The organism is Stenotrophomonas sp. Ste86, assembly GCF_024519465.1.
Lineage (GTDB): Bacteria > Pseudomonadota > Gammaproteobacteria > Xanthomonadales > Xanthomonadaceae > Stenotrophomonas.
The window spans coordinates 131,603-147,960 of sequence record NZ_JALJRW010000011.1 but is presented as its reverse complement, the minus strand read 5'-3'; the positions used below and the strand labels follow the sequence as shown (position 1 = coordinate 147,960).

At 65.0% G+C, this 16,358-nt stretch carries 10 protein-coding genes and 1 pseudogene; 7 read left to right on the top strand and 4 right to left on the bottom strand.

Translation table 11 applies throughout. The features are described 5' to 3' along the window. Positions 1-982 precede the first annotated feature (982 nt). A complete protein-coding gene (locus tag NR101_RS11945; protein ID WP_256775299.1) occupies positions 983-1,657 on the bottom strand; it encodes a hypothetical protein in 675 nt (224 codons plus the stop codon). A 1,181-nt stretch (positions 1,658-2,838) separates the two neighbouring features. Next, positions 2,839-3,168, bottom strand: a complete 330-nt coding sequence (locus tag NR101_RS11940) for a hypothetical protein (RefSeq protein ID WP_256775298.1) — start codon at positions 3,166-3,168, stop codon at positions 2,839-2,841. 297 nt (positions 3,169-3,465) lie between these two features. Here NR101_RS11940 and NR101_RS11935 point away from each other — a divergent pair, with 297 nt between their 5' ends. Continuing rightward, positions 3,466-4,116, top strand: coding sequence for a DUF1629 domain-containing protein (locus tag NR101_RS11935; RefSeq protein ID WP_256775297.1), 651 nt, complete (start codon positions 3,466-3,468; stop codon positions 4,114-4,116). A 42-nt stretch (positions 4,117-4,158) separates the two neighbouring features. Beyond that, positions 4,159-6,936 (top strand): XVIPCD domain-containing protein, encoded by a 2,778-nt coding sequence (locus NR101_RS11930; RefSeq protein ID WP_256775296.1) that lies wholly within the window; start codon positions 4,159-4,161, stop codon positions 6,934-6,936. An 87-nt stretch (positions 6,937-7,023) separates the two neighbouring features. Here NR101_RS11930 and NR101_RS11925 read toward each other — a convergent pair whose 3' ends face one another. Then, positions 7,024-8,067 (bottom strand): hypothetical protein, encoded by a 1,044-nt coding sequence (locus tag NR101_RS11925; protein ID WP_256775295.1) that lies wholly within the window; start codon positions 8,065-8,067, stop codon positions 7,024-7,026. A 149-nt stretch (positions 8,068-8,216) separates the two neighbouring features. On the opposite strand from NR101_RS11925, the gene NR101_RS11920 reads away from it, so the two are divergent. The 3 genes and pseudogenes from NR101_RS11920 (at position 8,217) to NR101_RS11910 (ending at position 13,059) form a co-directional block, all read left to right on the top strand. Next, a complete protein-coding gene (locus NR101_RS11920; RefSeq protein ID WP_256775294.1) occupies positions 8,217-8,849 on the top strand; it encodes a TetR/AcrR family transcriptional regulator C-terminal domain-containing protein in 633 nt (210 codons plus the stop codon). A gap of 47 nt (positions 8,850-8,896) precedes the next feature. Beyond that, entirely contained in the window at positions 8,897-9,997 is a 1,101-nt protein-coding gene (locus NR101_RS11915; RefSeq protein WP_256775293.1) for an efflux RND transporter periplasmic adaptor subunit, read from the top strand. Further along, a pseudogene (locus NR101_RS11910) lies at positions 9,994-13,059 on the top strand (efflux RND transporter permease subunit). The gene NR101_RS11915 and the pseudogene NR101_RS11910 overlap by 4 nt, the downstream one beginning before the upstream one ends. Before the next feature lie 37 nt (positions 13,060-13,096). Here the strand turns inward: NR101_RS11910 and NR101_RS11905 are convergent. After that, positions 13,097-13,984: a LysR family transcriptional regulator gene (locus NR101_RS11905; RefSeq protein ID WP_256775292.1), complete on the bottom strand. Its 888-nt coding sequence runs from the start codon at positions 13,982-13,984 to the stop codon at positions 13,097-13,099. 125 nt (positions 13,985-14,109) lie between these two features. On the opposite strand from NR101_RS11905, the gene NR101_RS11900 reads away from it, so the two are divergent. Then, positions 14,110-15,138, top strand: coding sequence for an alpha/beta hydrolase (locus NR101_RS11900; RefSeq protein ID WP_256775291.1), 1,029 nt, complete (start codon positions 14,110-14,112; stop codon positions 15,136-15,138). Beyond that, a complete protein-coding gene (locus NR101_RS11895; RefSeq protein ID WP_256775290.1) occupies positions 15,135-16,355 on the top strand; it encodes an MFS transporter in 1,221 nt (406 codons plus the stop codon). The genes NR101_RS11900 and NR101_RS11895 overlap by 4 nt, the downstream gene beginning before the upstream one ends. Positions 16,356-16,358 lie beyond the last annotated feature (3 nt).

The window sequence follows — 16,358 nt, the reverse complement described above, 5'->3', positions numbered from 1 at the left end:
ACCACAATCTAGCTGGCCGGCCGTGCGCCTTCTCCCCTCAGATGGGAGAAGAACCAAAAATCTTGGGCGGCCTGACACCGGCGGCCTATACCCAACAGTTGCCGGCCAAAGCCGCTACGATGAAGTCTGGATTCTAAACAGCCCCGTTACTGAAAGCGGGGGGACTTCGGGACCACGACCACCTATCAGTATCCGTCGCGCAGAGTCCTATGCGCGCCTAAGTGCATTCGTTTCCTACCCAGCGATGAGTAAACATGAGCAGCACTGTGCCCATGGAGCTCGGCGTCGGGAGAACTGCGATCGCAAGATTCGTGCTCGATCGCTCTTCTTTTTGCAATCAATTGCACCCTGAATCCTTGGAAATTCAGTCTTTTTGGAAAACTGTAAAGAATTGGGGAGTGGATCTGTCCGCTCACTTCCCAACCATTACGGAGCTTCGAAATGCACAAGATTAAGGTGAGAGTTCGGCCGGGCATCGGGCAGCAGGCGGCCGGTCGATGTATGAGCATGCTACGTGCATTTGCTCTCTCCCTGGATGGATTCCAAGTCGTTGCAGGCAAGACGAACCACGCGCTGTTCTCCAAGCGCTACTTAGTGTTCTACTTCAGCAATAGGGCGCGAGCGGAGAGCTTTCGCCAGTGCGGTCGCCAACGCATGAGTGACGTCTTCACCTTCCATCGGCGGCTGCGTCGGCCGTGTAGAGGCTCTCGTCCGACTGATATGAGCTAGTGCTCTTCTGGAGGGGGCGTTGATCAACACCGCAGAGCGGGGGCGCATGTCCTTTCTCTCTCCAGGGTAAGATGCACTCAGTGAGTGCATTGCACCTTGTGCGATACAAACCATCTTCAGTTCGGTCAAATATCCGAAACATTCAAGTAGAGACTTGCCCGCCATGTGATTCGGCCACTGTGGCGTCGCTTCATGATGGGCAATAGAGCAGAAAACGGAGCCCGTCTGCAGACGGGCTCCGTACTTTCCAACATCAGCCCGAATATGTATGCTCGAAATCCGACCTATCGGGGAGCTTCACGTCTTTCCACACGTCGCGACGCGATGCTGTGTCAGTCTCATTAAGGATGCGCTGCACAGGCAGCACTCCGAGCTGCGCACAGCGAATGGTGGCCCGAACGCTGCGGCGGAGTGCCAGATCGATCTTGGCCGCCAACTCAGCTAGGGGCACGTGATCGTCGTAGCGGTAGACGCCCCCATGCCAGCGGCCTTGTGTCATAGAGTAGCTGAGCACATTGCGACGGCGCGTCGAACTTTCGATGAAGTTGCTGGTACCGGCGACGCGATGGTAGTAGTACGAATCGATCCGATAAGGCTCGTGAGCGCCGTCCGTGAACTCTGGAATGACGAACACGAGTCGGTCGATGTCCTCTTGGGACATGCCTGCGGGCGGCTCAACAGCGACCATAACCGCACCTACACTCTCTTCGTAGGGGTCGCCTGGTTTAAGCACCCGCCAGTTAAAGCTGACCTCAATCTTCAGCTCAGTGTGGTCTAGCTCTTGGTCTCTCTCCAGGAGAGACTGAACGTAGCTACGTATGTTCTCACTGAAAGTAAAGCCCGCACCTTCGATCAGCCCTGCGTAGGCGTTCATCAGGTCGGGCGGCAACCGGACGCTAAGTGCGCGCCTCGGTGTTCCGCTGTCCATTGCATTCTCCTTGGATGCAAGCGCCCGTCTAGGCGCGAATTGATCTTAGGCGAATCGTATGACAAGTGCAACAGTGTGACAAATGAATCGTCATGCGCATTGGCGGGTAGCTTCCACTGAGGCCGGTTTTGTTCACGTAGATTAGCGGAGGGCGGCTACCCATCCGCAGTGCCAAGTCATTGCTCGACTAAGTTCGAGCGACTTACACCATGTGCTTCCGTGGCGGAATTAGGTAACTACTGAAGAAGATCAGCGTGGCATAACTATGGCGTCTATCAGTCCCCTCGACACTAGGCCGAGCGAGTCGGCAACCGCCATAAATGCAAACGATCTGGTGATCTACAGGCCTGGTCCAACGAGTCGTCCAATGTTCTACAGACAGCCCACGGCCCATGTCGCGTCAGCGTGCGGATAGTCTGTGTATTCAACAACCTGCTGGACTAGCTATTAGTCAAATATATATAAAATCAATGACTTGCAGCGTCGCGTGCCAGACTATTGGCCAGAATGTGGGCATAGTTGGTGCATAAGCATCCCCGAAACGGCCCAACTATGGGTCTAACCGGTGTCCAAACTATGGGCGCATGGCCATCATGGCCAAGGTCTGTACAAAGAATCCCTAAACCCCACCGAGCGATCGTACGCGTCAGCGCAGCCGTGCTCTAAGCATAGGCGCGGGCCAATGCAAGCTCGCGAGGATTGCACCAAACGTATCAGGAACAGGTTGATCCCCGTCTGGGGGGTGGGCCTGTAACACGCAGTTCTCCGAATCACTGTTCGGAGCGCCGGTGAACGATGAAGACGATTTGCTCGATCCTGCAATCCGACACTGGCTTCTGTCGAAGGCAACGCCGCCCCGCGTCGGGGCTGAAGAGATCGAAGGTGCGTACCAGGCGTATACACGGGGAATGGCCGACTTCTACTAAGTCGGCTCAGGCAAAGTGCCGGAATGCGGCTGACGGCTAGCTTCTCTTATGCATCCTCACTGCAAATCCTGGAGTTTGCATCAGCGTGAAGCATGATGTGCGCCCAGAGGTGGAGGACTTAGGGGTCTGCTTTTGGCCGGAAGCGAACACATGGCGCGGACAGCCTTATCGAGATGCACGCGTCCGCTTGCAGCCACGAGGAATCATTCTTTGGCACTGGCCAAACAGCTATGCGGCTGCAGTTTCAAACACCCATCAGCGGCTAACCTGCTTCATCGCAATTCCGAACGCATAGGATTCGAGTGGGACGTCCTCGCCGGGCGAATAGAACAGGACGCCGCCCTTCTCTTTGAAACCTTGAAGCACATCAAGTGCCAACGAGGAGGCAAGGCATAGGGCATGAAGCGAGCTGACCCCATGGGCGTCGTGGAGCTTCTTATAAAGTGGCAGTACCGCTACCGGACAAGCCCACTCCATAGGATCATCCCCGACCTGATATGGCGTACCAATCTGGATGTTGATCATGAACGCATCCTCATCGGGACGCTGCCCCCAGATCACTTCGTTGGCAATAACCGAGTTCATCTTCGCCTTGTCTCATGACGCTAGGCCTTCCCAAGCGTCTTCGGTCTTTTGAAGGTTGCCATGGCGGACCGATGGTCCGCTATCGGCCTTGGATTCAACGGGCCGACGCAACACACTGAAGACCAGCCGGCGTCCGCGTTGCCACCTCCCGCATTTCCGCACGAGGCGCCCGGTACAGGTGACGTAGCCTCGCGTGGCTATGCCAAGCTGCGCAGCAACCTTGTTCGCAGTGCCCGCCCACGTTACGATCCGCCTGCCCCGGTTTACTGTTCTACCCCGCATCCATGATGGAAGCCCATGAGCGAGCAGACTGCCATTCCCGTTTCGGTTGATACCGATTCCCACCAGGGCGAGTTTTACTTTCTGGAACCCAGTCGCTGGAATGACGGCATCGGGCACGGCCTGCAGTTTGCCAACGAAACGGTACTGTGCCGGCCAGGTATGCGCACGGTCGATCGTCCCAACGGCGATCCTGCCCAGTACCCCGAACGCCCTCATCTGGTGCATGTGCCGGCCGAAGGCGGACTGCCGCGCGATTTCGAGGTGTACGCCAGCATCTGGATTGTTTCGCAGGCCTTGAAAGACGTCTTCGATGCAGTGGACCGGCAAGGCTTTGCGTTCGCTGCGTGTGACTTCACGTTGGCCGATGGCACTCCCGGGCCGCAGTACTACCTGTGCGATGTGATTCGCGAACTCGATGCGCTTGATGCCCCGGCATCCCGGGTGAAGGTCACGCTGGAGCACGACTTCATCACCGACCAGGACGTGCAGTTCTACAGCATTGCCGGGGGTGCTTCGCTGGTGTTCAAGAAAGGGGTTGTAGGCGGCGCACACGTTTTCCGCCAGCCCAACAGTGGGTTCGCCCCCATTTGTGATCGGACGATGTTCGACGCCCTCAGCCGCGCGACGTTGGACGGTGTACGACTGCGGGACGCTTCAGCGCTGTAAGACACCCATCCCTGAAATGGACTTCTGAGCGGGAGTTGACCGATGCCGGATACACCGGTTTTCCGTGGACACCACATCGTCGAGCAGGCCGCGTTCAAGGAGAGCCGGCTGCTTCAGGAGCTGGCCAAACGCGGCCTCTTCGACCTGCACGGTGAGGGCAATATCCTCAATTTGCCAGTCGACCGCGCATTGGCTGCAAAGATGGGTATCTCGCCTCATGGGGGCGGTCCGCTGGCCGGCTACTCGGACGAACTGGCCACCTTGCTCAGGGACCTGGAAAACACCCCCGACGGCAAGGCCACGCTGGGTGAACTGGGAACACCCCAACAACAGGCCGCGGCCGCCGAGCGCATGGGTGCTCGCGTAGCGAACCTCGACCATACCCTGCGGGCCGGCCTGGTGAATGGTGACCTGGTCACCAACGCGCCAGAGGGCATGTCGACGGATGTGGCCAACGCCAAGGTCCGAAGGTTCTTCGGTGACGTTGATGGATACCAGCGCGCGCACACCGAACAGATCAACGAATTCAAGGCCATGCGGCCGGACGAACTGCGCTGGCGCGCTGTCACCCAGTCCGAAGCCAACGTCACTCTGGCGCTGGAGGCGATTGAAAAGCCCAATGCTTCCGCGCTCAGCCCACGCTGGGGCGGTCGTGCATCGCTTGGCAACGCGATTGAAGAAGCCAATCAGGCAGGCCGTCTGCCGCTCGCAGAGCACACCGCAGCGAACGTTCGCAACGCCTTCAATCTTGAAAAACCGCTGACCGTCACGCGACCTGCGCTCAACCCCGGCCCTGGTGCCAGCGCTTCGGAAGTGGCCGGTCATGTGGGAAGACCCAGCGCCAGCGCATCGGATCTGGCCGGCAATGCAGGCAGGGCCGGCGCCACCGAAGGCGCGGCCAGCGAGGCGGCAGCCGTGGCCGCGCGCGGACGCCTCGGTGGTGCCGGGATGCTCACCGCTGCCGGGGTGGCTGCGTTGGCGGTGGACTTTGCGGTAACCGGCCACCGCGTGGCCGAGTTGCGCTCGCAGGGCAACCAGGCGGGCGCGGACTCAGCTACCACCCACTTCGTGGGACGTACCACCGGCGGCATTGCCGGTGGTGTCGGCGCGGGCTTTGTGTACGGGCTGATTGCCGGCTCGGAGACCGGCCCAGGTGCCTTGCTAACCGGCCTCGTGGGCGGCGTGGTCGGTGGGTTCGCAGGCGAGCACTGGGCGCAGCAGGAAGACAAGAAAACCGTCTACACCCAGGTGGACCGCAGTGGCAACGAATGGAGCCGTGACCCGGAAAAGCCCGATAGCCCTTGGGCCCGCACGGTGATTGCGCCCACGCCCGAAGGTGGCTTCCGCGAATCGCGGATGGTCGCCGGCGGGCGGCTGGTGGACGAGCTGAACTACAAATCGGCCAACGATGCCTATTCGCTGGGCCTGGCCAACCTGCCCGCGCCAAAAGATCCATTCCGCATCGATGCCAGTGGGGGACGTACCCCGCCGCCGGAGCCGTTTGAAACCAGCCGGCACTACGTGCGCAACCCGCAGAATGGCGAATGGCATCTCTCCATCCATGAGGTGATTGATGGGCGCATTCCGGTCGACCGCACGGTGGCGGTAAGCCCGGAACAGTCGGTGCAGCTGGAAGTGGACGCATTGCGCATCACTGCCCAGAACGCCGCCAACACGCCCGAAGCACTCACCGCCCGCTACCAGGTGGCGTATGAGCAATACGGCTGGCGCGACTTCGCCAACATTGAACCCGTACCGGAGGTGATCACCAACGCCCAGACCCAGGCGCTGCCGTTGATGGCCTCGGACGGCCACCACTACACGCTGGGCGGCGATGGCCAGTGGACAACCCCCGGCACGCTCTACGGCACCAACACCGCTGAAGGAAACCTGCAGGAAGAGCTGAACCGCACTCGCCAGAGCCAGGAGGCGGGCGTGCAAGACCTCTTCACCATGGCCCAGATTGCCCGCGACAATCCCACCCCCACCGAGTTGGGCCTGCGCGGCCAGGTGATGTCGGGCTACCGCGCCGCCGGCATTGCCCGCACGCCCGAAGAGATTGACGCCGCCGTGGACGCGGTGACCCAGGACCACGCACGCGACATGCTCGAGCGCATGCCGTACTACCTGCAGGTGGAGAAGGATGGTTCGTTGGTTACCCTGGCCGGCAAGGATGACGAGCCGATGGAGATCAAATCCGTAACCACCCAGGAAGAGATTGCACAGGCACAGGCCCGCCGCGCAGCTGCTCAGCAGGCGCAGCCACCGGCCAACGTGATGCCCACTGTCCCCGGTACGCCTGCGCCCGCACCGAGCGCACCTGTGCCGCACGGCACTGCGCCTGCCACGCAGGACAAGGTTGACGTTGATCGCCGCCACGGCATGGCCCCGCGCCCGGAAGACGCCGGCTTGGTGGAGCAGTTGCGCTCCTCTGTGGTCAGGCTGGATGAAAGGCACAACAAGCCGTGGGACAGCAGCAGTGATCGCCTGCTGGCGAGCGCTTACCGGATTGCGGCCGAAGCCGGGTTCGAGCCCGGCGACAAGGTCGACATGGCGTTGAGTGAAGCGACCGAAACACGCACCGCCGGCAGCACCCTGTTCGTGATGCGTTCCGGGCCAGGTGCGTCGCCGGACCCGGCGGCAAACCGGGCGCATATGCCGACGCAGGAGGCGTTGGCGGCCGCGCCCGAGCAGCAGTATGCGGCGGCCAACCAGAGCCGGGCGTCGCAGCAACAGGATCGTGTGCAGGAACTGGCGCAAGCGCAGACCCAGGACCAGCAGCAGGAGGAGCAGACGCGGCAAGGGCCGAGAATGGCGTGACGCCGATGTTCGACCAAACCCACCATGGTGTAAGACCCATTTCCATGCGCAATCCGCGCTGCCAGCCATGCCCCGGTCCAGGCGTCCTCAGCGGCCAGCGGGTGCTTCCGGCGCCTTGCCCAGGAATGCCACCAGCGCAGCCACCTGGCAGTACTCCACCGCGGCCATGAACGTGGTCGGGACGTGGTCTTCGGTCTGCTGCACGGTGCGCATGCTGTCGATCGGCTCCACGATCGCCGGGAAGTCCTTGGCCTGCTCGTCCACGACGCGATTGAGCCGGTCGATCAGCGGGCTCTTGTAGTCGAAGCCGGGGGCGACGATGCACATCTGCGTGCCCGGGCGTGCGGCAATCTCACGCATGGCGGTTTCGAACGCGTCGGCGTTCGCGTCGTCGTCGTCGGCCTGGAGTTCCAGATTGGCCGACTCACCGGTCACGCGGTAGTACACGCTGCCGGGTCGAAACAGGAACGTGTAGAGGTGCGCGCCCTCGACCTTGCCGGTCTGCGCCGAGCGCTGCCGCTGGCGTTCGCGCCGCAGCGGGGTGGAACCGCCGTCTGCCAGCAGTTGCCGGGCGGTGATGCCGCAGCCCGTGCCGTCGGTGCCGAAGGAGACTTCATAGTCGGTGCCCGGCTCGGCAGTGAAGGACAACGACGGACCGGGCGCAAAGCGCAGCGCGTCGCGCGATTGCCCGGCGCTCGCCGCGACGGGAACGCAGCGGCGGTTGTAGCCCTGGAAGTTGGCCGAGACCGAGATCCGTTGGCCCGGTACCAGTGCCACCTCGCGGTAGAACGGCTTGGCACCGAAGCCGGTGTTCTCGTTCAGGGTGCGCGTGGCGAACGAGGCGGGCATGCCGATGGCCACGTTCTCGTTCTTGCGGGCCATGGAGAACAGCGCGCCCACCGGGGTGATGCTGTGGGCCGACTTGCCTTCCACCCTGACCAGCTCGCCCTTGTCCGAGGTGCCGATGGCGGCGGTATACAGCGACAGGTTCACCAGATTGCTGCCGAACAGACGGATGCGCGGCGGTTGCTGGAGGTTGGGCGTGGTCACCGCAGGGACGGGGGCGTCCTCGGCCAGGGCCGGGAGTGCGGGCGCCAACCAAAGCGCGAGCAGCGCGAGGCGAGGGGTCATGGGGATCTCCGTGTCGGTCCAGGCGCCTCATGCGCCGTCTGGCAGGGAGTAGCGGCCGTGGGAACGGGATCTTGAGCGCGGATGGATCTTGCGTCCCCATCCCTAACGCTGTTAGATTCGCCCCCTAACACCGTTAGGCAGGTCCGGCAGTGCGTCAACCGATCGCGCGCGAAAACATCGTCGAGGCGGCCTTCCGGATCCTCGACGAGGCCGGCCTGGAGGGCATTACCCTGCGCAAGGTGGCCTGTTCGCTGGGCATCCGCGCGCCTTCGCTGTACTGGCACTTCAAGAGCAAGCAGGCGCTGATCGATGCCATGGCCGATGCCATGATCGGCGACGTCGCCCGTGAGATGCCGGCCGGTCAGCCGTGGCGGGACAGCCTGCTGCAGATCGCGCGCGAGTTCCGGCGGGCGTTCAAGGCGCGGCGCGATGGTGCGCGGGTCTACGCCGGCACTTTCCTGGCCACCGAGAACGTGCTGCGGGTGGGCGAGGCCAGCATCGCCGCCCTGGTCGGCGCCGGTGCGCCGGCGCGCTTTGCCGCGACCACCTCGATGGACCTGGTGTACTACACGATGGGCTTTGTCATCGAAGAACAGTCGTGGCCCGGCGACGGCAGCATGGAGGCGCTGGGCGAGGCGTTCATGGCGCTGGCCGAGCAACGTTTTCCGCACTGCTGGCTCGCCCGTGATGTGTGGAGCGAGGTCGATGTCGACACGCGCTTCGAACAGGGGCTGGGCCTGATGCTGGATGGCATCGCACTGCGCCTGTCCCACGACGCCTGATTCCGTCCTCTCAATTTCCCCGCTGTTCCGACCCGGAAAGCCTCTCGATGCGTGCAACCCACTTCCGACGTTTCTCCCTGATCCTGGTGGCCGCGCTGCTTACCGCGTGCGGCGGCAAGGACGACAAGGCCACGGCCGATGCAACGGCCGCCAGTTCGGCGCTGCCGGTGTCGCTTGCGCCCGCGCAGCAGCAGACCATGGCGCGCACGGTGCTGGTCTCCGGGCCAGTCACCGCCTACGAGGAAATGCAGCTGGGCGTGGAGATCAGCGGCCAGCGCGTGACCGCATTGCCGGTGGACGTGGGCCAGTGGGTCAAGCAGGGGCAGGTGCTGCTGCAGGTGGACCATCGCACCCTGGACAGCGAGCTGGCGCAGGCTGACGCCTCGCTGCGGCAGGCACAGGCCTCGCAGGAACTGGCGCGCATGAATTACGAGCGCAGCGCCAAGCTCGCCGCGCAGCAGTTGATCAGCGCCAGCAGCCTGGATGAGTTGCGCGCCTCGCGCATCAATGCCGAAGCGCAGACCTCCACCGCACGTGCCGCGCGCGACGCGGCCAAACTGCGCCGCGATTTCGCCGACCTGCGCGCACCGGCCGACGGCCTGATTTCCAAGCGTCTGGTGCAGCCGGGTCAGGTGGTATCCGCCGGCACGGAACTGCTGCGCCTGATCCGCGATGGTCGCCTGGAGTGGCGCGCGGAGCTGCCGGAAAACCAGCTGGCCGATGTGGCCGTTGGCAACACCGTCGAGCTGCAGTACGCAGGCCAGGTGGTCAGCGGTCGCATCCGGGGGGTGACGCCGGGTGTCGACGGGCAGACCCGTACCGGCACCATCTACGCCGACCTGCCCGCGCCCGGCCCGCTCAAGCAGGGCATCTTCGTGGACGGTCGCATCGTCACCGGCGACGGCCCGGTGCTGACCATTCCGACGGCGGCGATCGTGCAGCGCGACGGCCACAACTACGTGTTCACCGTGAACGACAAACAGCAGGCGACCCGCCACCGCGTCGGCACCGGCCAGGCCGTGCAGGGCCGCACCGCGATCCTGGACGGGCTCAAGGCCGGCGATCAGGTCGTGGTGGACGGCGCCGGCTTCCTCGGTGAGGGCGACCGCGTGCGCGTGGTGACCGCGACCAAGGCCGCCGCGCGATGAACATCTCTGCCTGGGCGATCAAACGCCCGCTCCCTGCGCTGCTGATCTTCTTCGTGCTGTGCGTGGCCGGCCTGTGGGGTTTCCATCAGCTGCCGGTAGCGCGCTTCCCCGACATCGCCTTCCCGATGACCACCGTGACCGTCACCCAGCCGGGGGCATCGCCGAGCCAGCTGGAGGCCGAGGTCACCCGCAAGGTCGAGGACTCGGTGGCGACGGTCAACAACGTCAAGCGCGTGATGTCCTCGGTCACCGAAGGCGTCAGCACCACCACCATCGAGTTCCAGCTCGAGGCCGACCTGGCCACCGCGCTGGACGACACGCGCGATGCGGTCACCCGCATCCGTACCGACCTGCCGCAGGACATCCAGGAACCGGTGATCTCCAAGGTCGACATCGGCGGCTCGCTGATGACCTATGCGCTGGTCGCTCCGCACATGACCACCGACGAGGCCAGCTGGTTCGTCGACCGCGACATCTCGCGCGCGATGTACGGCGTGCCCGGGGTTGCGCGGGTCACCCGCGTCGGCGGCGTGCAGCGCCAGGTGCGCGTGGACCTGGACCCCAACGCGCTGATCGCCATAGGCATCACCGCCGGCGATGTGTCCCAGCAGCTGGCGCGCATCCAGGTCGAGCGTGCCGGTGGCAAGACCGAGGTCGAGGGCGCGCAGCAGACCATCCGCACGCTGGGCACCGTCGGTGACGCGCAGGCGCTGCGCGACTACTCCATCGCGCTGCCGGACGGGCGCGCGGTACGGCTGTCCACGCTGGCCACCGTGACCGATGCCGCCGCCGACCCGACCGAGGCCGCGTTGCTGGACGGCAAGGGCGTGGTGGCGTTTTCGATGTCGCGCACGCGCGGCTCCAGCGAGGTCAAGGTGGAAGCCGGTGTGCATGACGCACTGGACAAGATCAAGGCCGAGCACCCCGGTATCGATTTCCGCCTGGTCACCACCGCCATCGATGAGACCCACCGTTCCTACGATTCGTCGATGACCATGCTCTGGGAAGGCGCGCTGCTGGCACTGCTGGTGGTGTGGTTGTTCCTGCGCGACTGGCGCGCGACCTAGGTGTCGGCGTTGGCGCTGCCGTTGTCGATCATCCCGACCTTCGCGGTGATGTACTTCTTCGGCTTCACCCTCAACATCATCACGCTGCTGGCGCTGTCGGTGGTGGTCGGCATCCTGGTGGACGATGCGATCGTGGAGATTGAAAACATCGTGCGCCACCTGCGCATGGGCAAGCCGCCGTTGGAGGCCGCGCGCGAAGCGGCCGGCGAGATCGGCAACGCGGTGATCGCCACCTCGCTGACGCTGGCGGCGGTGTTCGTGCCGGTGGCGTTCATGCCCGGCATCGCCGGCAAGTTCTTCCGCGAGTTCGGCTGGACCGCGGCCACCGCAGTGTTGTTCTCGCTGCTGGTCGCCCGCCTGCTCACGCCGATGATGGCCGCCTACCTGCTCAAGCCGCATGGCGAGGAAAAGCCGGAATCCCGGCTGATGACCTGGTACCTGGGCTGGGTGGACGCCGCGCTGCGCCATCGTGGCCGCACGCTGTGGGTGGCCACCGGTCTGTTCGTGGCCTCGCTGGCGCTGGTGCCGTTCATCCCGGCCACCTTCATCCCGCAGTCCGACCTGGGACGCAGCAACCTCAACCTCGAGCTGCCGCCGGGCACGCGTCTGCAGGAGACCGTGGCCGTGGCCGAGCACGCACGCGCACTGCTCAAGGACATTCCCGAACTCAAGCAGGTCTACACCGCCGTCGGCAGCGTGCTCGACCTGGGCGACCCCGGCGCGACCGGCGTCGGCGAGCCGCGCAAGGCCACGCTGGTGCTCGACTGGGGCACCACCGACACGCGGGAGCGCGACCAGCGCGTGCTCGAACGCGAGGCACGCAAGCGTCTGGCCGACCTGCCCGGCGTGCGCGTGAGCTACGTCAGTTCCGAGCCGGGCAACCTGCTGCAGCTGGTGCTCTCCGGTGACGACCCGCAACGCCTGCAGGACGCCTCCACCGCGCTGGAGCGCGATCTGCGCGGCATCCAGGGCCTGGGTAGTGTCACCTCGACGGCGTCGCTGCTGCGCCCGGAAATCCAGATCGTGCCCAATGCCGCGCGCGCCGCCGACCTCGGCGTGGCCACGGCCGACATCGCCGAGGCGGCGCGCATCGCCACCGCCGGCGATTACGAGCAGCGCCTGGCCAAGCTCAACCTGCCCGATCGCCAGGTGCCGATCCGGGTCGGCTTCGCCGAAGCCACGCTGGCCAACCCGGGCCTGATCAGCCAGTTGCGCGTGCCCGGCCGCTACGGCCCGGTGCCGCTGGCGGCCGTGGCCGACATCCGGCAGGGCAGTGGTCCCTCGCAGATCTCGCGCTACCAGCGCCAGCGCAACGTCACCCTTACCGCCGAACTCAACGGCCGTCCGCTGGGCGATGTGATGACCGAAGTACAGGCACTGCCGAGCGTCAAGCAGCTGCCGCCGGGCGTGACCTTCCTCAACACCGGCGATGCCGAAGTCTTCGTCGAGCTGTTCATCGGCTTCATGCTGGCGATGGCGGCCGGGTTGATCTGCATCTACATGGTGCTGTTGCTGCTGTTCAACCACGCGCTGATGCCGATCACCATCCTCGCCGCGGTGCCGCTGTGTGCCGGTGGTGCATTCGGCGCGTTGCTGATCACCCAGAACATGCTCTCGCTGCCGGCACTCATCGGCCTGTTGATGCTGATCGGCATCGCCACCAAGAACTCCATCCTGCTGGTGGATTACGCGGTGATGGCCGAGGACGAACACGGCATGAGCCAGCACGATGCGCTGATCGATGCCTGCCGCAAGCGCGCGCAGCCGATCATCATGACCACCCTGGCGATGGGCGCGGGCATGATGCCGATCGCGTTGGGGTTTGCCGGCGACTCCAGCTTCCGTGCACCGATGGCCATTGCGGTGATCGGTGGCCTGATCACCTCCACGCTGCTCAGCCTGATCGTGATTCCGGCGGCCTTCACCGTGGTGGATGACCTGGGCAACTGGCTGTCGCGCAAGTTCCATCGTCGCCCGGCGCATCCGGTGGCGTGAGGCGAGCGACAGGCACGGCCTGTGACGCGCCGCTCGCTTACCCGCGCAGTGCCTCGACCACCAGCGCGAATGCAGGGGAGTGCTGGCGACGGCTCGGGTAATAGAGGTGGTAGCCGGGGAACGGCGGACACCAGTCGGCAAGCACGCGCTGCAGCCGACCGTCCTGCAGGTGCGGCGCGAATTCCTCCTCCGGCAGGAACGCGATGCCCAGCCCGTCCAGCGCGGCCAGCACCATGTGCGGGGAGGAGTTGAAGGTCAGCTGGCCGTCCACGCGCACCTTGATCTCACGGCCACGCCGCTCGAACTCCCACGCGTACAGCCCGCCCAACGTGGGTAGGCGCATGTTGATGCAGCGATGTCGGGTGAGGTCCGAAGGCGCCTTGGGCACACCGTGCTGTTCGAAGTACGCCGGGGTGGCCACCGCCGCCATGCGGATGGCCGGACCGATCGGCACGGCGATCATGTCCTTGTCGATGTTCTCGCCCAGCCGGATGCCGGCATCGAAGCGGTCGGCCACGATATCGCGCAGTGCATAACTGACATCGAACTCGATGCGCACGTCCGGGTAGGTGTGCATCAGCGGCATCAGCCGTGGCAGCAGCAGGGTGCGCAGCGGATGGTCGCCGCTGGTCAGGCGGACGCGTCCGGCTGGCTTGTCGCGCAGTTCGGTCAACGCATCCAGCTCCGATTCGATCTCATCGAAGCGATGACCAATCGCGGCCAGCAGCCGCTCGCCGGCCACGGTGACCGACACGCTGCGCGTGGTCCGGGTCAGCAGCCGGATCTGCAGGCGCTCTTCGAGCAGCTTGATTGCCTGGCTGAGCGCGGACTGGCTCACCCCCAGTACCCCGGCGGCACGGGTGAAGCTGCCTTCGCGCGCGACAGTGATGAAGGCGAGCAGGTCGTTGAGGGTGCGTCTGGCCATGCCGCAGTGTGCCACGGCGATTGATAAGCCTGGGTAATAGACCCATCCGTGATTGGGCGTCTTATCGGGAGGAAGCCTGCCCCCGACAATGCCCCACCGAGATCGCCGATCCGCGGAGTTCCCCGATGAAGAAGATTCTGCTGCTGGCCGCGTTGCTGGCCAGCCCGCTGCTTGCCACTGGAGCCGACATGTCCCACGGTGCCGACAACTTCTATACCAGCGCGGCCGTGGCCGTTCAGAAGGTCACGTTCAACAACCAGTACGGGATGCCCGTAACCGGCAGCCTGTTCCTGCCGCGCGGGATGGACCGCACCACGCCGCATGCTGCGCTCGTGGTCGGTCACCCGATGGGCGCGGTAAAGGAGCAGTCCTCGACGCTGTATGCCACCAAGCTGGCCGAGCAGGGCTTTGTCACCCTGGCCATCGACCTGTCGTTCTGGGGCGAAAGCGGCGGTGAGCCGCGCAATGCGGTTTCACCGGACATCTACGCCGAAGACTTCAGCGCGGCAGTGGATTACCTGCGCAGCCAGTCCTTCGTCGACAGGGACCGGATCGGCGCGCTCGGCATCTGTGGCAGTGGCAGCTTTGTGATCAGTGCCGCCAAGATCGACCCGCGCATCCGCGCCGTGGCGACGGTGAGCATGTATGACATGGGCGCGGCCAACCGCGATGGCCTGGGCCACGCGGTCACGCTGCAGCAGCGGCGCGCGGTGATCGCCGCGGCAGCCGAGCAGCGCGACGTGGAGTTCGCCGGCGGCCCGACCCGCTACACCAGTGGCTCGGTCCACCACATTGATGCAACGTCCTCGCCCATCGAGCGTGAGTTCTTCGACTTCTATCGCACCCCTCGCGGTGAGTTCACGCCGGCGGGAACGACCCCGCAGCTCACCACCCACCCGACGTTGACCAGCAACGTGAAGTTCATGAACTTCTATCCGTTCAACGACATCGAGACCATCTCGCCGCGGCCGATGCTGTTCATCGCCGGCAGCCAGGCGCATTCGCGCGAGTTCAGTGAAGCGGCCTACAAACTTGCCGGCCAGCCCAAGGAGTTGCTCATCGTTCCCGATGCGGGTCACGTCGATCTGTACGATCGGGTCGAATGGATCCCGTTCGCTCGTTTGACGGCGTTCTTCCGGACCAACCTGCAGTGAGTGGCCCTGCATCCAGTCACGCGGCAGCGCGCGCGCCCGTCGTCGCGGCGGCGACCGCGCGGCAGTGGGGGGCGGTGTTCGCGTTGTCGCTGGCCGCCTTCGCACTGGTGGCCTCGGAGTTCATGCCGGTCAGCCTGCTTACCTCCATCGCAAGCGATCTGCATGTCAGTGAAGGGCAGGCAGGTCGGGCCATCGGCGTGTCCGGTGCGTTCGCCCTGGTCACCAGCCTGCTGGTGTCGCCGTTGGCCGGTCGACTGGACCGCAAATGGCTGCTGCTGGGCCTGACGTTGGCGATGATGCTGTCGGCCACGCTGGCTGCCCTGGCGCCTAGCTACCCGATATTCATGCTGGGCCGCGCGCTGGTCGGCGTGGCCATCGGTGGGTTCTGGGCGATGTCGGCGGCCACCGCGATGCGCCTGGTGCCGGCCCACCAGGTGCCGCGTGCACTGGCCATCGTCAATGGCGGCAATGCGCTGGCAACGGTGATCGCCGCGCCGATGGGCAGCTGGATCGGGGCGATGGTCGGCTGGCGCGGGGCGTTCCTGGCGCTGGTGCCGGTGGCGCTGATCGCGCTGGTGTGGAAGTTCCTCGCACTGCCTTCCATGCGTGCCGATGGGCATCGCGCGTCGTGGAATGTGTTCGTGCTGCTCAAGCGCCCGCCGGTGGCCTGGGGCATGCTCGCGGCCAGTCTGTTCTTCATGGGCCAGTTCTCGCTGTTCACCTACCTGCGGCCCTACCTGGAAACCCAGACCGGCGTGCCGGTGGGAATGCTGTCGTTGCTGCTGCTGCTGATGGGGGCGGCCGGCCTGGTCGGTACCTTCATGATCGAGCCGTTCGCGCGGCGTCGCCTGCAGGCGACCCTGATCGCGCTGCCACTGTTGATGGCCGTGCTCGCCGGGGTCCTTGCCGGCCCCGGCCGCGGCCTCGCCCCGACCGCCGCGTTGCTTGCCCTGTGGGGCCTGCTTGGCACCGCCGCGCCGGTGGCCTGGTGGACCTGGCTGGCGCGCACGCTCCCCGAGGACGGCGAGGCGGCCGGCGGGCTGATGGTGGCGGTCGTGCAACTGGCGATTGCCGTCGGTGCCACCGTCGGCGGGCTTCTGTTCGACCAGGCCGGCCACCGTCCGACCTTCCTGGCCAGCGCAGCCCTGCTACTGGCGTCGATGGCTGCCGCGTGCCTGGCGGCGGTCGCTGCACGAGGCAGCGTCGCGCAGCACTGACCC

What these genes read in the sequence shown, in the direction of transcription:
- NR101_RS11915 (WP_256775293.1), top strand. Translation starts at nt 8,897, where the DNA reads ATGCGTGCAACCCACTTCCGACGTTTCTCCCTGATCCTGGTGGCCGCG.
- NR101_RS11945 (WP_256775299.1), bottom strand. Translation starts at nt 1,657, where the DNA reads ATGGACAGCGGAACACCGAGGCGCGCACTTAGCGTCCGGTTGCCGCCC.
- NR101_RS11905 (WP_256775292.1), bottom strand. Translation starts at nt 13,984, where the DNA reads ATGGCCAGACGCACCCTCAACGACCTGCTCGCCTTCATCACTGTCGCG.
- NR101_RS11925 (WP_256775295.1), bottom strand. Translation starts at nt 8,067, where the DNA reads ATGACCCCTCGCCTCGCGCTGCTCGCGCTTTGGTTGGCGCCCGCACTC.
- NR101_RS11940 (WP_256775298.1), bottom strand. Translation starts at nt 3,168, where the DNA reads ATGAACTCGGTTATTGCCAACGAAGTGATCTGGGGGCAGCGTCCCGAT.
- NR101_RS11900 (WP_256775291.1), top strand. Translation starts at nt 14,110, where the DNA reads ATGAAGAAGATTCTGCTGCTGGCCGCGTTGCTGGCCAGCCCGCTGCTT.
- NR101_RS11930 (WP_256775296.1), top strand. Translation starts at nt 4,159, where the DNA reads ATGCCGGATACACCGGTTTTCCGTGGACACCACATCGTCGAGCAGGCC.
- NR101_RS11935 (WP_256775297.1), top strand. Translation starts at nt 3,466, where the DNA reads ATGAGCGAGCAGACTGCCATTCCCGTTTCGGTTGATACCGATTCCCAC.